Here is a 16,587-nt window from a genome sequence, read left to right on the forward strand (position 1 = left end):
GCCGGCGGCGCTGGTCTGAGAGGATAAGGCTCGGATTGCTTTGGAAAGCATGTCCGAGCCACGCCTGGTTGCGGCGACAGCGCGGCGATATGGCTTGTCGCGTTCTCTGCTGGTGACTTGGCGAAGGGCCGTCGCGGCAGACCGGACCAAATCCGAGGCTGGCTTTGTCAAGGCAGTTGTGGCCGAGGGTGGGGCATGGCCCCGGTGGCGGCCTCATCGGAGAGCGCGACAGCACATTGGACGGAGCATCGGATTGAGATAGAGCTGGCTGGCGGGCGGCGCGTCATTGCCGATGCGAGGCTCGACGTTGAGGCGCTTCGTCGGACTATCGAGGCTCCGGATCCGGGGTGATTCCAATCCCTAGGGGAGTTCGGGTGTGGCTGGCGACGGGCCACACCGACATGCGCAAAGGCTTCGTCTCAATTTCGTTGCAGGTCCAAGAGGTGCTGCGCCGTGATCCCCTGAGCGGTCGCTTGTTCTGCTTCCGCGGGCGCCGGGGCGATCTATTGAAGGTGATCTGGCATAACGGCCAGGGAGCATGCCTGTTTACAAAGAAGTTGGAGAGAGGTCGTCTTATATGGCCGTCGCTGGCGGACGGCGTGGTGTCGATCTCGCAGGCACAGATGAGCTATCTTTTGTCCGGCATCGATTGGCGCAATCCCCAGGAGTCCTTGCGTCCAACCAGCGTGGGCTGAGAGTTTGTCGTTTGAATCCGGCGGCGAACATGATTCCATTTGGTCATGGACTCCGCCGGCGACGGACTGCCGCCCGATCTCGCTGCCGCGCATGCAATGATCCTGGCCGAGCGTGCGGCCAGGCTTGCGGCGGGGGGCCAAACTTGCTGAAGCGGCCAATGCCCAAGCAAAGCAATCGAGCAGCAAGCGCTGATCTCCCACCTCAAGCTCGAGATTGAGAAGCTGCGGCGGACATTTTATGGGACGCGCTCGGAGCGGTCGGCGCGACTGCTCGATCAATTGGAGCTGGAACTTGAGGAGCTCAGGCGGCCGCAACTGAAGATCTACAAAGGAAGCGCCAATCAGATCATGGCCTTCAAGATGGACGTTTCGGTGCTGTCCAGGCCAACGAAACCGCTGACCCGCTCTACTCTCCGAACTACCTGAACCTTAAGCTTGCGGAGTGATCCGCTCAAAACGCGCGGCCCTGAGAGCGGGCCGCGAGTTAGACCACCGCACCCGTATAGCTTTCGAGCAGTCCGCACCCGTTTGTTCGGGCGGCATTCGCACACAATCAACATCCACAACAGCACGACCGCTAGGGGGTCCGTCAGGCCAATCCAAGTGGGACCGCACAGAAGTTCAACGAGAAGGGGCGGCATGGTAGCAAACGCTTTTCTCCATGGGCCTCATTCATCAATGATACTCAGCCACCCCGGGCTCCAAGCGCCCACAGGCAAGCGACCGTGATTGCGGTGAAAACGAACACAGCGCCAATTGCTAGCGCAATTTCCATCGTCGGCTTCCTTCTATTGCGCGGACCACCCACCAGACGGTGTATGTGAAGGAATTCCTCCGCCAATCGACTATCTGGACACCATTGTCCGTCACTCTCACGGAGAAGTGGGTTGAGGTGCAATAATCAAGGCCGCTGTAGAGTCGTGGGCACTTGGGCCCCGGTAGCCAATGCGGCTCCGCACCGAAGTGATATATACTCGGTAGCGCACCGGCCATGGGACATTCACTTTCGAAGTCGTAACCGTTTGTTATGCTCGCGGTTACGCGGACTCTGATTCTGTTGTACCTGCGGCCTTCATGTTCGTACACGCTGAGGACTTCACGACCGAACGCATGAGCGAACGCGATAGCCGCTGAAGCCGCTCGAATACGTTGCTCCATGTTGCCTCGCGAGCAATAGCGGGGCGGACCCGAAATGGCACTGAAACATGTCAGGCCCGCCCCAGCATCACAGCCCCTGCAAGACCGGTGACGCTCACTGCACCCAAGCAAGCAACGTGCCTTTTTTCAAAAGGCTGCTGTACCTCGCCTGGCTGTGTGTACTTGTCCAGTTTGTCCTATTTTGTTCTGTCCCATAGTCCGTTAGGACGCAAAATGTTTGCAACCCGACATTCGCGTGTCAACGTTGAACTCAAGCGCAGGTAAGCTCGCAATCGCACAGAAGGGCGATCGCATCGCTCCGGAAGTAGCGCTGACGCTTGCAATCTACACCCTGCCGATCCCAAGCAGCGATGGGAATTACTCAAGAGTCCAGGTTTTATTCTGAGTATCGCCGACAATAAGCTGTGCATCGACAACAAAACCGCGTCACGAAAGATGGCAATCCTACTTGGCTCTACCAATTCAACGGGTCAGTTGCTCAGCAGTGGAATTTTGTACCCCTAATGGAGCTTAGTGTTCCAGAGTGACTGCCTCAAGGGGCGCGACGATTCGCGGCGCGCACAAACCGAATTCCGCTGATTACTCGCAAAGTGCGTCTGGTACGATCATCCTGCAGGCGCAAATCCGAGTCGTAAGGCAAGCACGAAAATGAGTTCATGGGACGGGCTTAGCCCTGGCCAGTTCTTGGCGCGAGTAGCGTTTTCACTCGCTGTAACGTCCGCCGTCGTCGCCGTGACTTTCTTCGTAATCCGCTACATGGCGGGCTTTCATCGATGATCACAGCAGGCGCAGTGATCAAACATCGCGCTCTGCCGGACAAACCGATAATACGCGCAGCAAAACCGCGAAAGAAGGCGATGGAATGCCGAATTTAGGCGCCCATGCGGGATTTGTTGCATTAGTCGGTTTTCATTGAGCATTGAGCGCTACGATTTCATCGCTGAACGAGTGGCCTCACGAGGCAATCTAGGCGGCCTGGAAGGAACACAACGGGAGTCTTTTGGCTATTTGCTGCACAGGAGCAGAACATCGGTAACCATTTGTACCGTATGGGCAGGTTCGGCGGATGAGGTGCTCGATGTGCAGCGGCTTCGTCTGGCCGCTCGCCCCTCGCGACAATCGTCTAATCAGCGCTCGCTTCGCGTCTACCACAAAGTACTCCGCAATTAGGCCGTTCTGCTGCCGGGCCATGCCGGCCGCTTGCAGACGGGAGCCGAGACGTGCTGCGAGCTGCTCTGCGACGGTGTTGTTGTGAGACCCAGCGGAGTCATAGTGATAGGCAACAGGGGCGGCGGGCACGCGGCGATCAACCAGCAGCAGCGACCAGTCGGCGCCGCCGCCAGTAACACCACCATCGTTCACAGTCACGAACAGGAAGTTGGCGGTACCTTTGTCATCCTGATCATTGACAATCTGCCGGAAGGTTTGTGCGTCGTCGCTCCGGCTCCGGATTAAGCGCACCAGCTGGGCTTGCTCGGGTTGAACGAATCGGGTCTGGGCGATGAGATCCGGATCGTTCCTGTGCAACTCGTCCACGAGGGCGTGGTCGGCCGGGCGTCTGCCGACGGGGAGACCGACAAGTTCTCTTTGCTGGCCCGCGCTGCCCGACTCATGGAGCTTCCCTCGAGTTGAGGTAAAGTCCATCCGTTCTCTCTTTCGAAATGAATACTCAGGACTCGGCTAATGCAGGACGATCGAGCAAAACACCGCGCGCGATTAGGGGCTTCAGACGAGACTTCTCTTCTGATGGACCCTGCAAAGGCCCAGTCCCCGCACATCCGTCGCAAATTAGCCCGAGCATTCGGCTGTTTGCTAGGTGTGTAGCTGTCGAGAACCTGACGACAACAGGGCCTTCCCGCGCGCGGCGCGATTACACCATCACGCGCCGACACGCCTCTCGGTTCGAGGCAGCGACGATGACTTACCACAACTACCCTGAGCAAACCTTTGCTCGGATTACGCGTGGTGGCCTTTATACAGGCAGCAAAGCTAGCTGTGGCTTCTGACCTGCATTGTGGCAGCCTTTGCGAGCGACAGTCTGACCACAAGATGGCCAAGCTACCAATCTCTCCTGAGAGCTCACCCGTTACCCAACTCATTCGAAGCCATTTCAGCCACCTCATTCAAGGGCCCTTGGTAGAGCTTTCGATGATCCGGCGGTTCGCGCCGCTGCGCTTTGAACAGAAGTAGACCAGCGATCGGCGCTCGCCGGTCAGCACAGGCATCACCTCATGCCGGAGCTTACATGTGGTGACAAGTACCGTACCAAATGGCGGTTGGAACACCTGCTGTTCGTACCCGCTTGGATATACCACGAACTCACCCCCCTCAAAGTCTCTCGCCAGCTGCACAATCACCGAGTACTCGAAATCCGGGTCGCTCGCAGCATCCAGATGAATGCCAACAAAGGAGCCAGGGGGCATCCGATGCATTTGGCATCGGCGAATCACGTAATCTGACGTGGCTCCCAAAATCTTTCTTAGCGCGAAGGTGCGGTCTTTCCTTTCAAGTAGTTCCATGATCTCCCTTGGAGCTGCACCACTCGCGTCGCTAGGAGCGCGGCCGGGCGGGTCTATCCTCACGCGTTTGACGAAAACATTGTGCGAGTCGCCGGCATCTCCCTCCCTCACTTCTTCTTCGGGAATCTCAGCCTGCAGCTGATCGATCTTGGCCAAGTCATCTTGGGTGAACAATACCTGGGGGCCAATCACGACCGTACCCTTCACCAACAGCTCTATGCGGTATTTTGTCAAAGCCTCTTCTGAAAGCAGACGGGATTTATGATTCATTGCGCGCGCCATTCGAGTTCACTCCAGGGTTTTATCTTCGACGCAGGGCTCCAGGTCCTGGTGCATCGAGCGGAACGCTTGGTCCCAATGCTCGCCATCGAAGTCGCTTATTGTTATGCGTTCGATGGTCCTGTTATCCAGACATCGAATATTTACGCTGAATCCGGACGGGTTCGACCGCGGCCTATAGAATGGCTTTACGCCACAAACCCGGCAAAACGTGTGCCGAGCGATGTTCTTGTTGAACTGGTACGCCGTGAGGAATTCTTCGCCGCACTCAATGCCAAGCTTTTTGCCAGGTACGAGCAAGTGCAGAAATCCAGACATTTGACAGATTGAGCAATTGCATCGAACTGCAGAGAGCTCTCGCGGCGCTTGGACGTAGAACTTGACAGAACCACAATGACAACGGCCATGGTGTTCGATCTCCGACCGATCATCATGAAGTGAGACAATTCGGAGCAGATCGCGGCACCACTGTAAGCTGAGCCGATAGGCTCGATCGAATTCATCCAAAAAGCGATCGTTACGGTCAGCCGGGACAAGTTCGCCAATCAGCCGGCTTGTCATTTTTCCGTGATACTTCTCCGCGGGATCTTCTCCGCCGACATGGCTGCGGAAGTACTCAAGATCGTCAGGCCGCGCCTTAAAGGTTTTGACCAGAGTGGTCCATAGCGACTGGATCATATCTGCAGCGTGTAGCTCAAAAGCGACCATGTAGGCGCAACGCACCAAAGGATCTTTGGATGACAATCCGGCATAGAGAGAATGCAGGTACCGCTTCGTCGTGGCGCTGTAGTTGGGCCGTATTGCTCTGCCGAGTAGTTGCGACGCATCCTTTCTAAACAGGTTCGAGTGGAAGTTTTCAGTCACCAGAATATCGGGTAGCGCCGCCTTTCCGCCCTGGAGAATTTGGCCATAACCACCCGTCTCATCCCAACAGATGAAATTTGCGACCACGCTGGTCAGTTCAACGTCCCTCGCAAGATCTCGATTGTGATTCATTGCATCGAATATGAGATCCTTTTGCGACCCCGCCTGCAGGTACGGGAACGCCTGTGACATCGCCAGATATTCAGGCAGCAGGCTAGCGACCTGGTCCTGGGACATCTCCGCAGCGAACGGGTGCGGGCCGAACAGGGCTCGCGCTTGCTCGGTCAAATACTCGCAGCATATCTGCGGAGGCTGACCGGGTGTAAATCGAGACGCTTGAGATGCCATTTGACCCCTGGCGATGAGGAGAGAACGGTCCTTGACGGAGCAACTTCGTATCCGGGCCAACTATTGGCTACCGCCATTTCGTTGGTTTCGATGAGCTTGTGATCGCGTTTACCATCCAGGCGAAATTCTTGGTGGCCAGCTTCGCGGTAGCAGACAGCGGCATGTTCAGTCCTGTTCGCGCGCATGGAAGGGAACGCGTTCATCAGCTGAGCGGCGGCGATCCAGACGAATTCCGGTGCACGAAAAGTCCGATGCCGCGAATTCCCGACACGGCCAGCATTCGCTTGCAGAGCCATGGCGAGATTTGCGCCGCGCAGGCCCTCTCGATTTCTGCTCCTGCCAGTTGGTCGAACCGCTATGATCTTCGTACAGCATTACAAGGACTATCCGCATCCACCTGACTCTTGGGGCCTTCGCCCGCAAGCCGCGCGAATGCCGGCTGCTGGCCGGCACGAGCTTTTCAAAGAGACCGCCGCTAGGTTTCGCGCTTCGCGAGCACCGCCCCGCCGCTTTCTTGCATGCTTACAGCAATCACCGTGCCAACTCTTGCACTCACCCCACAGGTTCTGAATACATTGAAACAAAGCGCTGGCGACCGATTTCTCATTGCAAGTGTATTGAACCTGATGGCGCTTGCACGGCCGTCAAAAACCAACCGGCGAAGAGCCAGCCGCCACTCACAATGGGTATAGGGCTGTTGAATCGCGGAGATTGGTCCAAAGGTGCCACATAGGTGGGCTTCGCACTTTCAACAGCGGGACAGTGCTTTGGGCGTTCGGGCGCTAGTATGGTGGTCCCGGTCGCGGACGTATTCCGTCCTTGCTCGTGACAACTACGCGCGAAACAGTCGCCTCAACGCCGTCGAACACGACCATGCAGTGGGATCTGGACGCATGCGCAGCCCTTTGTCGATCTGCCTGACAATCGCGGCCAACTCCGGACATCGATCGAGGCCATAACGTGGTCTACGGAACATGCGGTCCCAGGTGATCGCGAGCAATCGAGAACGGCATGCACCCCGAATGCGCTGGTCGCGGGCCCCGATGCCTAGCTACATCTTGCGCGCTCACTTGACTCGGGTGCCTCTTGGCGTTGGCACATCCTTGGACCGTTTCAATCTGTTGTTGCCAGGACTCTCCAGATCAAGCGTCACGGACAAGTGCCTTAAGATCGGCTTCGAGCTTCGGTTCACGCTTGAAAATCGCGTCTATCAGCGCTTGCGCCGGTTGTTCGGCGGCCTCAACCAACGCCGCCTTCTCAGCCCGCGCAGAGGGGGCGAACACTCGCTTGACGACGGTCGGCGATCCCTTGAGGCCGCATTTGGAGACGTCTTCGATACCGGCATCGTGCGCGCTCCATTTCACAATTTTAGCACGCGCGGCACGCAAGGCATCCACCATCGCGCCGCGCCGAATCTGATTCGTTGCCTCCAGCATGGTGATGAGACAGGGCAGCCTCGTGTGCAGCACCTGGACACCACCTTCGGAGCGTCGTTCCGCTTCAATTGTATGGTTGGCGAGATCTAAGGATCTGACCTTCGCAACGTAAGTTAGCTGCATTACGCCCAGCCGCTTTGCGATGCCGGGCCCAACCTGCGCCGTATCGCCGTCGATGGTCTGCTTTCCCGTGAAGATGAGCTTTGTCGGGCCATATTCCTTATCAATTTTTCGGATGGCTGTTGCAAGTGCATACGTTGTTGCCAGGGTGTCGGAGCCCGCAAAGCAGCGATCGGTGAGTAGGACGGCGCGATCGGCGCCATAAGTCAGCGCCTTTCGCAAAGACTCTTCCGCCGATGGCGGTCCCATTGTAAGCACGGTAATTTCGCCGCCGAACCGATCGCGCAGCTCGAGCGCGGCCTCGAGCGCGAAGAGGTCATATGGGTTGATGATGGTCGGCACTCCCTGACGCATGATTGTGTTGGTCACGGGGTGCACGCGGATCTGCGCCGAGTCCGGAACCTGTTTGATGCAGACGACATTGTGCACGGTGTTGCTCCAACAATTGCGACAGCTGCGAAGAGCAGAGCAAGTGTTGTACCATCACCCGCCCCTTTGGAATCGGCTTGCTATCACACAGGCTTAGATCGGGTGATGCGCCCCTCTAGCTCGCTCTTCCCAACGAACAATGCCAACATAAGTCAGGGCTGCGACAGCGCTGTTCCGCACGGCGCGCCAGCTGAGTGAGGCCAGCCTTTTGACAGATTACCGTCGCTAATCACCAGCGGGCGGCGGACCGATTGACGTTTTTTGAGCATTGCCGCTCACTAAAGCGCGATGAGATTAAGATGAATCATCATCGCGCTTTAGATCTTTGTTTGAGCATGATCTTTTCGGAAAACGCTTCACACTTTTCCGGGGATCGGCGGATAGGCATCATAGCTTGTTAGAGGTGAGCAACCGACGATTCGCGATTGCATGGCCCACAGGTGACGCTCGGTATGTCATGGCGCGCGAGTCCATCTCTCACCGAACCAGGTAAACCCGCCTTTCGACAGCAGTCCCGCAAGCGGGCGGGTGGTTTCGCTCGGGGCCAAGTTGCCGCCGAGGGCGGACCATTCCGTTCAGATTGCGATGAGATTGCCTATCGGAGATCGTCCTCATATAGCTATTTGGGAGTAGCAGTTCCGGCCGATGTCGTCGTTCAGAACCGCTTTATCTCGATTCCATATTTCCTCAGCGCGTAGCCAATCTGGCGCGGCGTTAGTCCGAGCAGGCGCGCTGCTTTTGCCTGCACCCAGCCAGATTTTTCCATGGCCGCAACGACCCGTTCGCGATCGGCCATCTTCGCGCCACTAACGAGAGCTGTGCCGGGAGGCCCCAGTGAGGCCAGTTCGTCGCCGACAGACTGGACCGGCTGGCTCGCTTCAGCTAGCGGAATGATGGGCTTTGCCGGCACCGCTGGCATGGGTACGGGCTGCTCTTTCCTCTCGTCCGACGTGCTTTTCCACAGCATCGCGGAAAGGCACTGGCCGTGGCAGCATGCAAAGTCACTTCTCACGATCGATGATCCGGCGCACAGCGTCGCTGTTCGCTCGATGCAGTTTTCGAGTTCGCGGACATTTCCCGGAAAGCCGCAGTTCATCAGTACATCGATCGCACTCGGCTCCAAAGTCAGAGTACGGCCATTCTCGTTATTGAAATTTCTGAGGAACTCCCTGGCAAGCGGAGGAATATCACTGCGTCTTTCGCGTAGCGGTGGCAACAGTAAGGGAACTACGCTGATGCGATAGTAAAGGTCCGCCCGGAACTCGCTCTTTGCGACAGCCTCTTCGAGGTTCTTGTTGGTCGCAGCTATCACTCGAACATCGACCTTAATAGTCTGGTTGCTCCCGACGCGCTCGAACTCCTGCTCTTGCAAAACGCGCAGCAACTTCGCCTGGAACGGAGCTGAGATCTCGCCGATCTCGTCAAGAAAAAGCGTTCCCTTGTCAGCAAGTTCGAAGCGTCCCTTGCGCGAGCTAAACGCACCGGTAAAGGCGCCTTTCTCATGACCAAATAATTCGGATTCCAGGACGGTCTCAGGAAGCGCCGCGCAATTCAGCTTAACGAACGGGCGCTTGGCGCGGGACGATGATTCGTGAATGGCCTTGGCTACGAGTTCCTTTCCGGTGCCGGATTCACCACGCAGCAGAACCGTGCTGTTCGATCTGGCTACAACGGCAATCTTCTCGAGCAGCCCGCGCAGCGCCGGACTGTCGCCAATGATCCCATGGGCGTGTAGCTTCTTGCGCTCCCGAGAGGGTTGCCTGAGCTCTAATACCTCCTTTTGTAGCCGGTCTTTCTCCGCCATCAGTCGTTCGCGATCGCAGGCGAACAAGCGGTGTAACTTCACTGTTTGACCCACCAGGTTGGCGATCATGGCGAGCAGTCGCGCATCGTACTCGAGCCGGAGACTCGACCTATCGTCCCGGATGCGGTCGACCGTCAGCGTGCCCACGACCTTACGGTCAATGCGAATGGGAACCCCGATGAACGACACTGGCATACTATCGGAGGCGCCGAGCACTTCCCGGTCGGCAGCGCTGAATACCAGCTCGGCGGCCACGTTCTCGGCGACAAGAGGCCTGTCCGTCGCGATGATCTGGTCGATTGCGTTCCGCGGCAGTCGCATCCGGTAACTTTCGTCGCTGCCTTCGTTCCAGCCGGCGCCCACCGTAATATCCGGCATGCCGTCCTCGTCGAACAGTGAGACGATGCCGTGTCGCATCTGCACAAACGATTGCAAAAGACCAACAACGTTGGCCAACGTGACTTCGAGCCGACAAGGAGCGGCAAGAATTTTCGATATTTCGAAGATGCCGGTGAGCGCGCTCTCACGCAACGGCTCCCCCGGGGGCTTACCCTCCGGCTCAGGTTGCGAGGCAGATCTTTCGTGTGAGAAAGGGATATCCAGCATGAGGCGGCCTCCGTTGTCTTGATCGTCCTCCCTGGTACCTTGTCCTGGTTGGCGAGCTTCGTTTTGCATGTCACTCTCGATCTAACGCCAAGTGTTGACGAGATGACATAGAACCGTGACACCTTTTCATGGCACGACGATAAACTTACAGTGTGCCTTCATTCATTTTTGCGGATTGCGTGCGCATCGTCAGCGGAGACCATAAGCGCCGCTGCTGCAGCTCAAGTTAGCTGTGTCGCCAAGGCCGGCCGATTCACAGATGTTGCCCACCATTGACCGGCACCTCGGCCCCCGTGACATAGCTCGCCGCATCCGAGCACAGGAAGAAGATGACCTTGGCCACTTCATCCGGGGTTCCCACTCTGCGCAGCGGGATGCTTGGCACGAGACGCGCTTCTGTGTCGGGCGATAACATGTCCGTCCTGATTTCGCCGGGCGCAATTGCATTCACACGAATGCCATGCGGCGCATAATCGTGCGCCATTTCGCGTGTGAGGCTCGCAAGCGCAGCTTTCGACGTCGCATAGGCACTGCCGGCAAACGGGTGCACCCGCGAGCCCGCGATCGAAGTCACGTTCACGATCGATCCTGACGCGGCTCTTAGCTCGTCAAACAAACCCTGCGCCAGCAGGATCGGGGCCACCAAATTGAGATGGAACACCCTCATCCAGGTCTCGGTAGACGTCGTCAACGACGTCATCCGATCGCCAGCGGGCGTTTTCGGCGAGACACCAGCATTGTTCACTAGTGCGTGCAAAGGTGCACCGGCCAAGCGCTTCTTGACCTCAGTGATCGCGCGCGGCAGCATTCGATGATTACTGAGGTCGATCTGGACATGATCCTCGTCCCCTGCGTGCCAGGGACATCGCTCGCCGTCGAACGGTTGACGCGCGCAAGAAATGATGCGCCAGCCCGCCTCCGAGAACAGCTTGGCAGTGGCATGACCAATTCCGCGCGATGCTCCGGTGAGCAGCATCGCCTTCTGTTCTCCGCCATGAACGCGGGCTTTATCGGCGTGAAAGGGGCAACCCAAATGTGTTTCGGGCAGCGAGCCTGTGATCAGATCGTCATTTGGCAGATCGAGATCCACGCCCGCCTCCCCTCCTGTTGCGCGCCGCACGCGTAGCAGGATTTGGGCCACCGCGATGCAGGTAAATCCGCTTCCGTTTTGCGTCCTAATGTCGCGCACGCGGAATGCTTGGCGTATTCAAGACACGGTGCGTTTGCTTTGTGACAGCGATGGTGCATCGGCTACGTAACGTCACGAGCACACTCGCCTGCGCCAAGACCCGGCGGCAAGACGCACGTTATCTCCTGACTGCACAGGAGGAAGAGCCAGCGGAGGCCAGTGCTCTCGTCGAAGCAACGATCGATCAGGATCGCGGCCACGGCCAGTAGCCGCGTCAACTCGAAAACTGACGTCACCAGCTTCGTACGTTAGATTCTGTGGCAGCTGATGCTGACTTCATCGCGCCCTTGTTCTGCTGTGTCCAGCACCGGCACATCGCCGGGCGGATTGATTCCAGACCACGACCTGGCGTGATTGTTTCGCCAAAATAGTGGATCTCGAGAGCGCCCGACCGCCACGACGGAACTCGCCGGCTGAACGGCGAACCTTTCGATATGTTCATCCGCGATCGACCGCCGATCAGCTTCGACTTGCGGGTCCGCCCGAGGAAGACGAAGACGTGTTCCACTTGTTTAACGCGGCTGCAGCGCATTGCCGCCATTGTTGTCGACGTCGAGCTTCTGCGGAAGGCATTCGCCCGCCGCATCGTTCTGTTCTCCGCTGGAAGTTCGCGGCAGCGCATCCCTTTGGACAGACAATTGCCGCCCCGAAAAGAACTGCCAGTACTGCTGGATGCAAAGAGCGGCTATCAGATCGATCAATCGAGCTACGACTTTCATGAAGCTACGAGATCTTTCGATTCTTCTTCAATCAAGATCAATCGGCTCGGATCATTCAAATCGAATTCTATAACGCGTGGGGCAAAGAGACGCGCATAGCGCGTGAAGGCGCTCGTCGGGGGAAAACGGATCACGGTGTCGCAGCACGCAAGGAGATACATTTCGATGAGAGCGGAAAAGCCGCCCTCGGCTCCGAGCGCCGAGTTGTGCAATGGGCCAGCCTGAGGCGCCTGGAATCGTTTTGGGATCGTGAAAACATCAGGGAATATAGTCGAAACCTTCTCAAGGACGAGCGCGCTGTCCGTGCACAGGAAAGCCCTCACGGGTTTTGCGTGGGGTAACCCCATGGCCTTATCAATGGCGTTACAGACCTGTCGCAAGGCGCGCTCCGGGTCAGCCCAGTAGGGAGCATGCCCCATGATATCCTCGCCGTTGCCATGCCGGACATGGATGCCGATTACGCTGTACGATTCAAAGTTCTCGCGGTAGATAGCATCAATCCGAGCCTGAATTTCAGGTCGTGGCTTGATGCTTCGAAAGATTTCTCGTTCGGCCTCCTGATCACAGCGCCACATCAGGCAGGCGTCACACACAACCGTGTTAGCCTCACTATCTTTCTGACTTTGGAACAGTTGATCGAGTTCGTCGCGTTCCCGGAAAATCTGCTCGTCCGGGCGATAGACGCAATCGATGGATGGCTTGTTCCACCATGCCGGGAAGAATGGTCCCGGAAATGAACACTGGTTAATCTCGTCACCGCAAATCACCCGCACGCCAGCAATGTCTTGAACCGGTTCGAAGAAGACTGGAAAGGCATTGGTGAATGGCTCATCGAGATAACAAGACCCCCGCCAATCAATGGCTAGCGTCCGTCCCGTCTGCTTTGCAAAACGCCAGGCTGCCGCCAGTGACCACAGGCAATCGCCGAACCCCGTACGTCGCCGGGAAACTACGAACCGGTCATTCCTCGAACCGCTAAGCATCTGCATTTCCTCTTCCCGGGCTCCTGGTTGGACAATAGACGTCATCGCAGACATCTCACGTATCATCTCGTCCGAGGCCATGGCCTGATTTCGCGGTGCCGGCGAGCTGCGTCGGTAGAACTTCATAGCAGCGCTATCCCTGGTGAGCCGCGTTCTTTCAACAGTTTGCGTATTTTCTTCAGCGGTGTTGCGTCGACGTACCCGATTTCAGGCGGATGCCCGATGCCACCCTCTGCGCTGGATAGCCTTGCCCCCTCACATGCAGGTATAGCCATGGCCATTGCTCATGAGTTCGGGCTATGTTTCGTTTTGCACTTTATTGTGCCCTCGAGCGCGCGGAGGATGCAGGCGAACGCCCCGCACCTCCCACACGAGCCGCAATTCCTTCACGAGATCTTCACGCTTGGCCTGGTCCAGCATGGTTGCGTCGAAAAGACAGCTGAGCGACGCCTCGCCCTCGATCCGCATCAAGATCTCGAAAAGCTCATGTGAGATACGCATACTATGGTGGGCGGAATGTCCCGTGCGGATCTCGCACACCGTTTCCTGGCGATCTGGCGCTGTGTAGGATCGAACACGATGAAGGGATGCATACGGCGGCAATGACACGCCCAGTGCACACCAATCCTGCAGTGAAGCTGGCCGCTTCCTGACGAGGAAAGGGCCAACAACAAGTCCGTCCAGGTCAGTCGTCAAGAATGTGGTGATCGCATCTGACACGGACTGCACGATCGGCTCGGCATTGTTGTTAAACGAGGTATTTAGAAGTATCGGAATGCCCGTTCGCTTCTTGAACGCACTAATTACATCCCAATAGGTGGGGTTTGTCCTTCGCGATACTGTCTGCAGCCGAGCGGTCCCATCAACGTGGGTAACCGCACCGAGCACGTTACGCTTGGCTTCACGCACACGAACCACGAAATTCATGAAGGGGAGCTGCCGCGTGCCGTCCGGCAGCTCAAAGAACTCGCTCGCATCCTCTTCCAGTACAGATGGCGCAAAGGGGCGATAGCCCTCGCGCTTCTTGACCATCGCGTTGATGCGGTCCTTGTTTTCCGCAGGCCTCGGATCCGCAAGAATGCTGCGGTTACCAAGCGCACGTGGGCCGAACTCAGAGCGGCCCTGCACCCAGCCGATTACAGCACCATTTGCCATCCAGTCTGCCGCACTGGATGCTATGTCATCACTTCGTTGAATGTCGAGGTGGCCTGACCATGCGTTGAGCTCATGCTCTACGGCTTGCTCGCTCCCGAGATCAGGCCCCCAATAAACGTCCGGCAGTCGCTCGCGCGGCGCTGGCCTCCCCAGTTCGTTTGAGACCATCAATGCAGCGCCGAGCGCGCAACCGGCGTCGTGCGCCGCGGGTTGAACAAAGATGTCATCAAATAGCCCGGAATAAAGCAGCTTACCGTTCAGCGTGCAATTATGGGCTACCCCGCCAGCCAGGCACAAGCGTCTCATGCCCGTCGCTTCACGATGGTGCCGCAGGATGTGAAACACGATCCGCTCAAGCGCTTCCTGCAGCGAAGCGCTGACATCTCGATGCTGTTGGGTGAATGGCATTCCTTTTCGCCGAACATCGATGTTGCGGACCAGGGCCGGACCGATTCGATCCAGGTGAACGCGATAGCCACCGTTGTCCAACAATTCGTAGAACTGCGCGAAGAGTTCGCGATAGGGAGTGGGATCACCGTATGGGGCAAGTCCCATCACTTTGTACTCATCGAACAACCCGTAGCCGAGATATCGAATCGTCTCGAGATAGAACAGTCCCAGGGAGTTATGTTCCGGGAAGCTTGCAAGTTGCGCAATTTCAGTGCCAGACCCCGCCGCCAATAAGCCCGAGAGAAAATCGCCACCGCCGTCGATCGTAAAAACGAGACTTTGCTCGAACCCGGACATGGAAAACGCGCTCACGGCATGTGCCTCGTGGTGATTCACGAAGGAAAGCCGAGACGGATCGATCTCGGCGCCGAACTCCCGTGCCAGCAGCTGCCGCAGCAACAGTTTGGGGTCCAAGGGAACGGGCTGAGAAACAGAAAGACGCTCGAGCATGGTTTTGCAGTAGGCTTCAGTCGCGTAGAACGCGATACGGTCGATCTCGCCGAGCGAGACTCCTGCGGTAGAAAGGCAGTATCGGATCGAATTGCTCGGGAACTTGTTAGAGTGCTTGACGCGGTTGAGGCGCTCCTCTTCGACAGCAGCAATTACGCGGCCATCCTGCACAAGAACCGCAGCGCCATCGTGAAGAAATGTAGTCGGCAGCTCCGGAGAGCTCTCATAGACTTTATCAAGACCGCCACTCACTCCCAGGCACAACATCCCGTTCTCCATTTGAACATGACAGGAAGGCTAACTGCCGCCCCACCGATCTAATCTGTACAGTCGCGCCCCGCCGGGCGCGCGTGCCAGACAGCACAACACAACTTTGCTGGGTCCATCTCGGCGCCTAGCGACAGGCGCTCAGAAGCAAGGCTGCTAGCCCCCGACACCGATCGACCGAACAGGCGGCCGTAGAACCGGCTCGATTGCGGCCTCTTAAGGCCATTGCAGAAGCTGCTCTAATAGACGAGGTCACCCCCGAGCTACCGCAGAAGCATCGTGACACTGCATCGATTTGACTTTGTCCGTTTCGCTCAACTCACGTCAACGCAGCAGGCGGCGCCGAAATAGTGCTGTCGACGCGAAAAAGGGCAAAACCGCGTAAACGCAGAGCGCACCTACGTGCAGGGCAGCACTGTCGGCACCGCGCTCAAGCATCGCTGGGCGAATAAGGTCGACCGAATGTGCGAGAGGCAATAAGCTGACGAAGTGCCGAAATGAGTCGGGCAGTTGGCTTGACGGAAAGACCACGCCGCACAGAAACACCATAGGAGTGAGGACAAGTGTCTGGTAAAACACGAAGTAATCGTAACTTGGCGCAAGGGATATGACGACCATCGCCAAGCTGGCGAAGACAAGGCCAGTAAGGGCGATTGTTGGCATCGCATAGAGAATGGATAGCCATGATGCGTAACCGAGAGCGGCGGCGACGATCGCGATCGCTGTTCCGGCCAGAACGGACTTACTGGCCGCCCACACCAGTTCACCTAGGACGATATCGCCAAGCGTTAGCTGAGTAGAGAGAATTGCTTCCCAGGTGCGCTTGGCGTCCATGCGTGCAAAGGCTGCATACATGGTTTCAAAGGTCGCCGACGTCATGGCGCTGGTCGCGACCATGCCTGCCGCCAGGAAGGCGATGTACGACGTCCCCTCAACGCGCCCCAGGATCAGTCCAAGGCCAAAGCCGAGGCCAAACAGATTGGTTAGAGGATCTGCGAGGTTGCCGAGAATCGATGCAAGTGCGACTTTCTTCCATGCGAGGAAGTTCCGACGCCATACCGCGATCCAGTTGTACGCGTTAGCGGGCATCACCGCCGCATAACTTTCACCCATCGC

At 57.4% G+C, this 16,587-nt stretch carries 12 protein-coding genes and 1 pseudogene; 3 read left to right on the forward strand and 10 right to left on the reverse strand.

All coding sequences use genetic code 11. The features are described 5' to 3' along the window. Positions 1-374 precede the first annotated feature (374 nt). Positions 375-695: an IS66 family insertion sequence element accessory protein TnpB gene (gene tnpB / locus I6F24_RS29095; RefSeq protein WP_345944123.1), complete on the forward strand. Its 321-nt coding sequence runs from the start codon at positions 375-377 to the stop codon at positions 693-695. Positions 696-791: 96 nt separating this feature from the next. Further along, positions 792-1,121 (forward strand): annotated as a pseudogene (locus I6F24_RS37810) (hypothetical protein). 1,698 nt (positions 1,122-2,819) lie between these two features. On the opposite strand, the gene I6F24_RS29105 reads toward I6F24_RS37810, so the two are convergent. The 3 genes from I6F24_RS29105 to I6F24_RS29115 form a co-directional block, all read right to left on the reverse strand. Beyond that, complete coding sequence (locus I6F24_RS29105; protein ID WP_225129661.1) at positions 2,820-3,497, reverse strand: hypothetical protein; 678 nt, start codon at positions 3,495-3,497, stop codon at positions 2,820-2,822. Between the two features lie 479 nt (positions 3,498-3,976). Then, positions 3,977-4,654 (reverse strand): 2OG-Fe(II) oxygenase, encoded by a 678-nt coding sequence (locus I6F24_RS29110; RefSeq protein ID WP_225129664.1) that lies wholly within the window; start codon positions 4,652-4,654, stop codon positions 3,977-3,979. 6 nt (positions 4,655-4,660) lie between these two features. Beyond that, on the reverse strand, positions 4,661-5,803 hold the full coding sequence (locus tag I6F24_RS29115) for a GFA family protein (RefSeq protein ID WP_225129665.1): 1,143 nt from the start codon (positions 5,801-5,803) through the stop codon (positions 4,661-4,663). A 158-nt stretch (positions 5,804-5,961) separates the two neighbouring features. On the opposite strand from I6F24_RS29115, the gene I6F24_RS29120 reads away from it, so the two are divergent. Further along, the gene (locus I6F24_RS29120) at positions 5,962-6,264 is read left to right on the forward strand and encodes a hypothetical protein (protein ID WP_225129667.1); all 303 of its coding nucleotides are present in this window, start codon (positions 5,962-5,964) and stop codon (positions 6,262-6,264) included. 741 nt (positions 6,265-7,005) lie between these two features. Here the strand turns inward: I6F24_RS29120 and I6F24_RS29125 are convergent. From I6F24_RS29125 to I6F24_RS29155, 7 genes are all read right to left on the reverse strand, one after another. Then, complete coding sequence (locus I6F24_RS29125; RefSeq protein WP_225129669.1) at positions 7,006-7,848, reverse strand: electron transfer flavoprotein subunit beta/FixA family protein; 843 nt, start codon at positions 7,846-7,848, stop codon at positions 7,006-7,008. 655 nt (positions 7,849-8,503) lie between these two features. Beyond that, positions 8,504-10,327, reverse strand: a complete 1,824-nt coding sequence (nifA, locus tag I6F24_RS29130; protein WP_225129671.1) for a nif-specific transcriptional activator NifA — start codon at positions 10,325-10,327, stop codon at positions 8,504-8,506. Between the two features lie 184 nt (positions 10,328-10,511). Further along, complete coding sequence (locus tag I6F24_RS29135; RefSeq protein ID WP_225129673.1) at positions 10,512-11,348, reverse strand: SDR family oxidoreductase; 837 nt, start codon at positions 11,346-11,348, stop codon at positions 10,512-10,514. A gap of 611 nt (positions 11,349-11,959) precedes the next feature. Then, positions 11,960-12,166: a hypothetical protein gene (locus tag I6F24_RS29140; protein WP_225152234.1), complete on the reverse strand. Its 207-nt coding sequence runs from the start codon at positions 12,164-12,166 to the stop codon at positions 11,960-11,962. Beyond that, positions 12,163-13,275, reverse strand: coding sequence for a nodulation protein NodZ (locus I6F24_RS29145; protein WP_275945329.1), 1,113 nt, complete (start codon positions 13,273-13,275; stop codon positions 12,163-12,165). Before I6F24_RS29145 ends, I6F24_RS29140 begins: the two co-directional genes overlap by 4 nt. Positions 13,276-13,446: 171 nt before the next feature. Continuing rightward, positions 13,447-15,471 (reverse strand): carbamoyltransferase, encoded by a 2,025-nt coding sequence (locus tag I6F24_RS29150; protein WP_225129677.1) that lies wholly within the window; start codon positions 15,469-15,471, stop codon positions 13,447-13,449. A gap of 324 nt (positions 15,472-15,795) precedes the next feature. Next, positions 15,796-16,584, reverse strand: coding sequence for an ABC transporter permease (locus I6F24_RS29155; RefSeq protein ID WP_225147986.1), 789 nt, complete (start codon positions 16,582-16,584; stop codon positions 15,796-15,798). Positions 16,585-16,587: the final 3 nt, after the last annotated feature.

The sequence above is a fragment of the Bradyrhizobium sp. BRP23 genome (assembly GCF_020194135.1).
GTDB lineage: Bacteria > Pseudomonadota > Alphaproteobacteria > Rhizobiales > Xanthobacteraceae > Bradyrhizobium > Bradyrhizobium yuanmingense.

Excerpts from the sequence above, each read along its gene's own strand:
- I6F24_RS29105 (WP_225129661.1), bottom strand. The coding sequence starts at position 3,497 with ATGGACTTTACCTCAACTCGAGGGAAGCTCCATGAGTCGGGCAGCGCG.
- I6F24_RS29110 (WP_225129664.1), bottom strand. The coding sequence starts at position 4,654 with ATGGCGCGCGCAATGAATCATAAATCCCGTCTGCTTTCAGAAGAGGCT.
- nifA (WP_225129671.1), bottom strand. The coding sequence starts at position 10,327 with ATGCAAAACGAAGCTCGCCAACCAGGACAAGGTACCAGGGAGGACGAT.
- I6F24_RS29140 (WP_225152234.1), bottom strand. The coding sequence starts at position 12,166 with ATGAAAGTCGTAGCTCGATTGATCGATCTGATAGCCGCTCTTTGCATC.
- I6F24_RS29145 (WP_275945329.1), bottom strand. The coding sequence starts at position 13,275 with ATGAAGTTCTACCGACGCAGCTCGCCGGCACCGCGAAATCAGGCCATG.
- I6F24_RS29150 (WP_225129677.1), bottom strand. The coding sequence starts at position 15,471 with ATGTTGTGCCTGGGAGTGAGTGGCGGTCTTGATAAAGTCTATGAGAGC.
- I6F24_RS29155 (WP_225147986.1), bottom strand. The coding sequence starts at position 16,584 with ATGGGTGAAAGTTATGCGGCGGTGATGCCCGCTAACGCGTACAACTGG.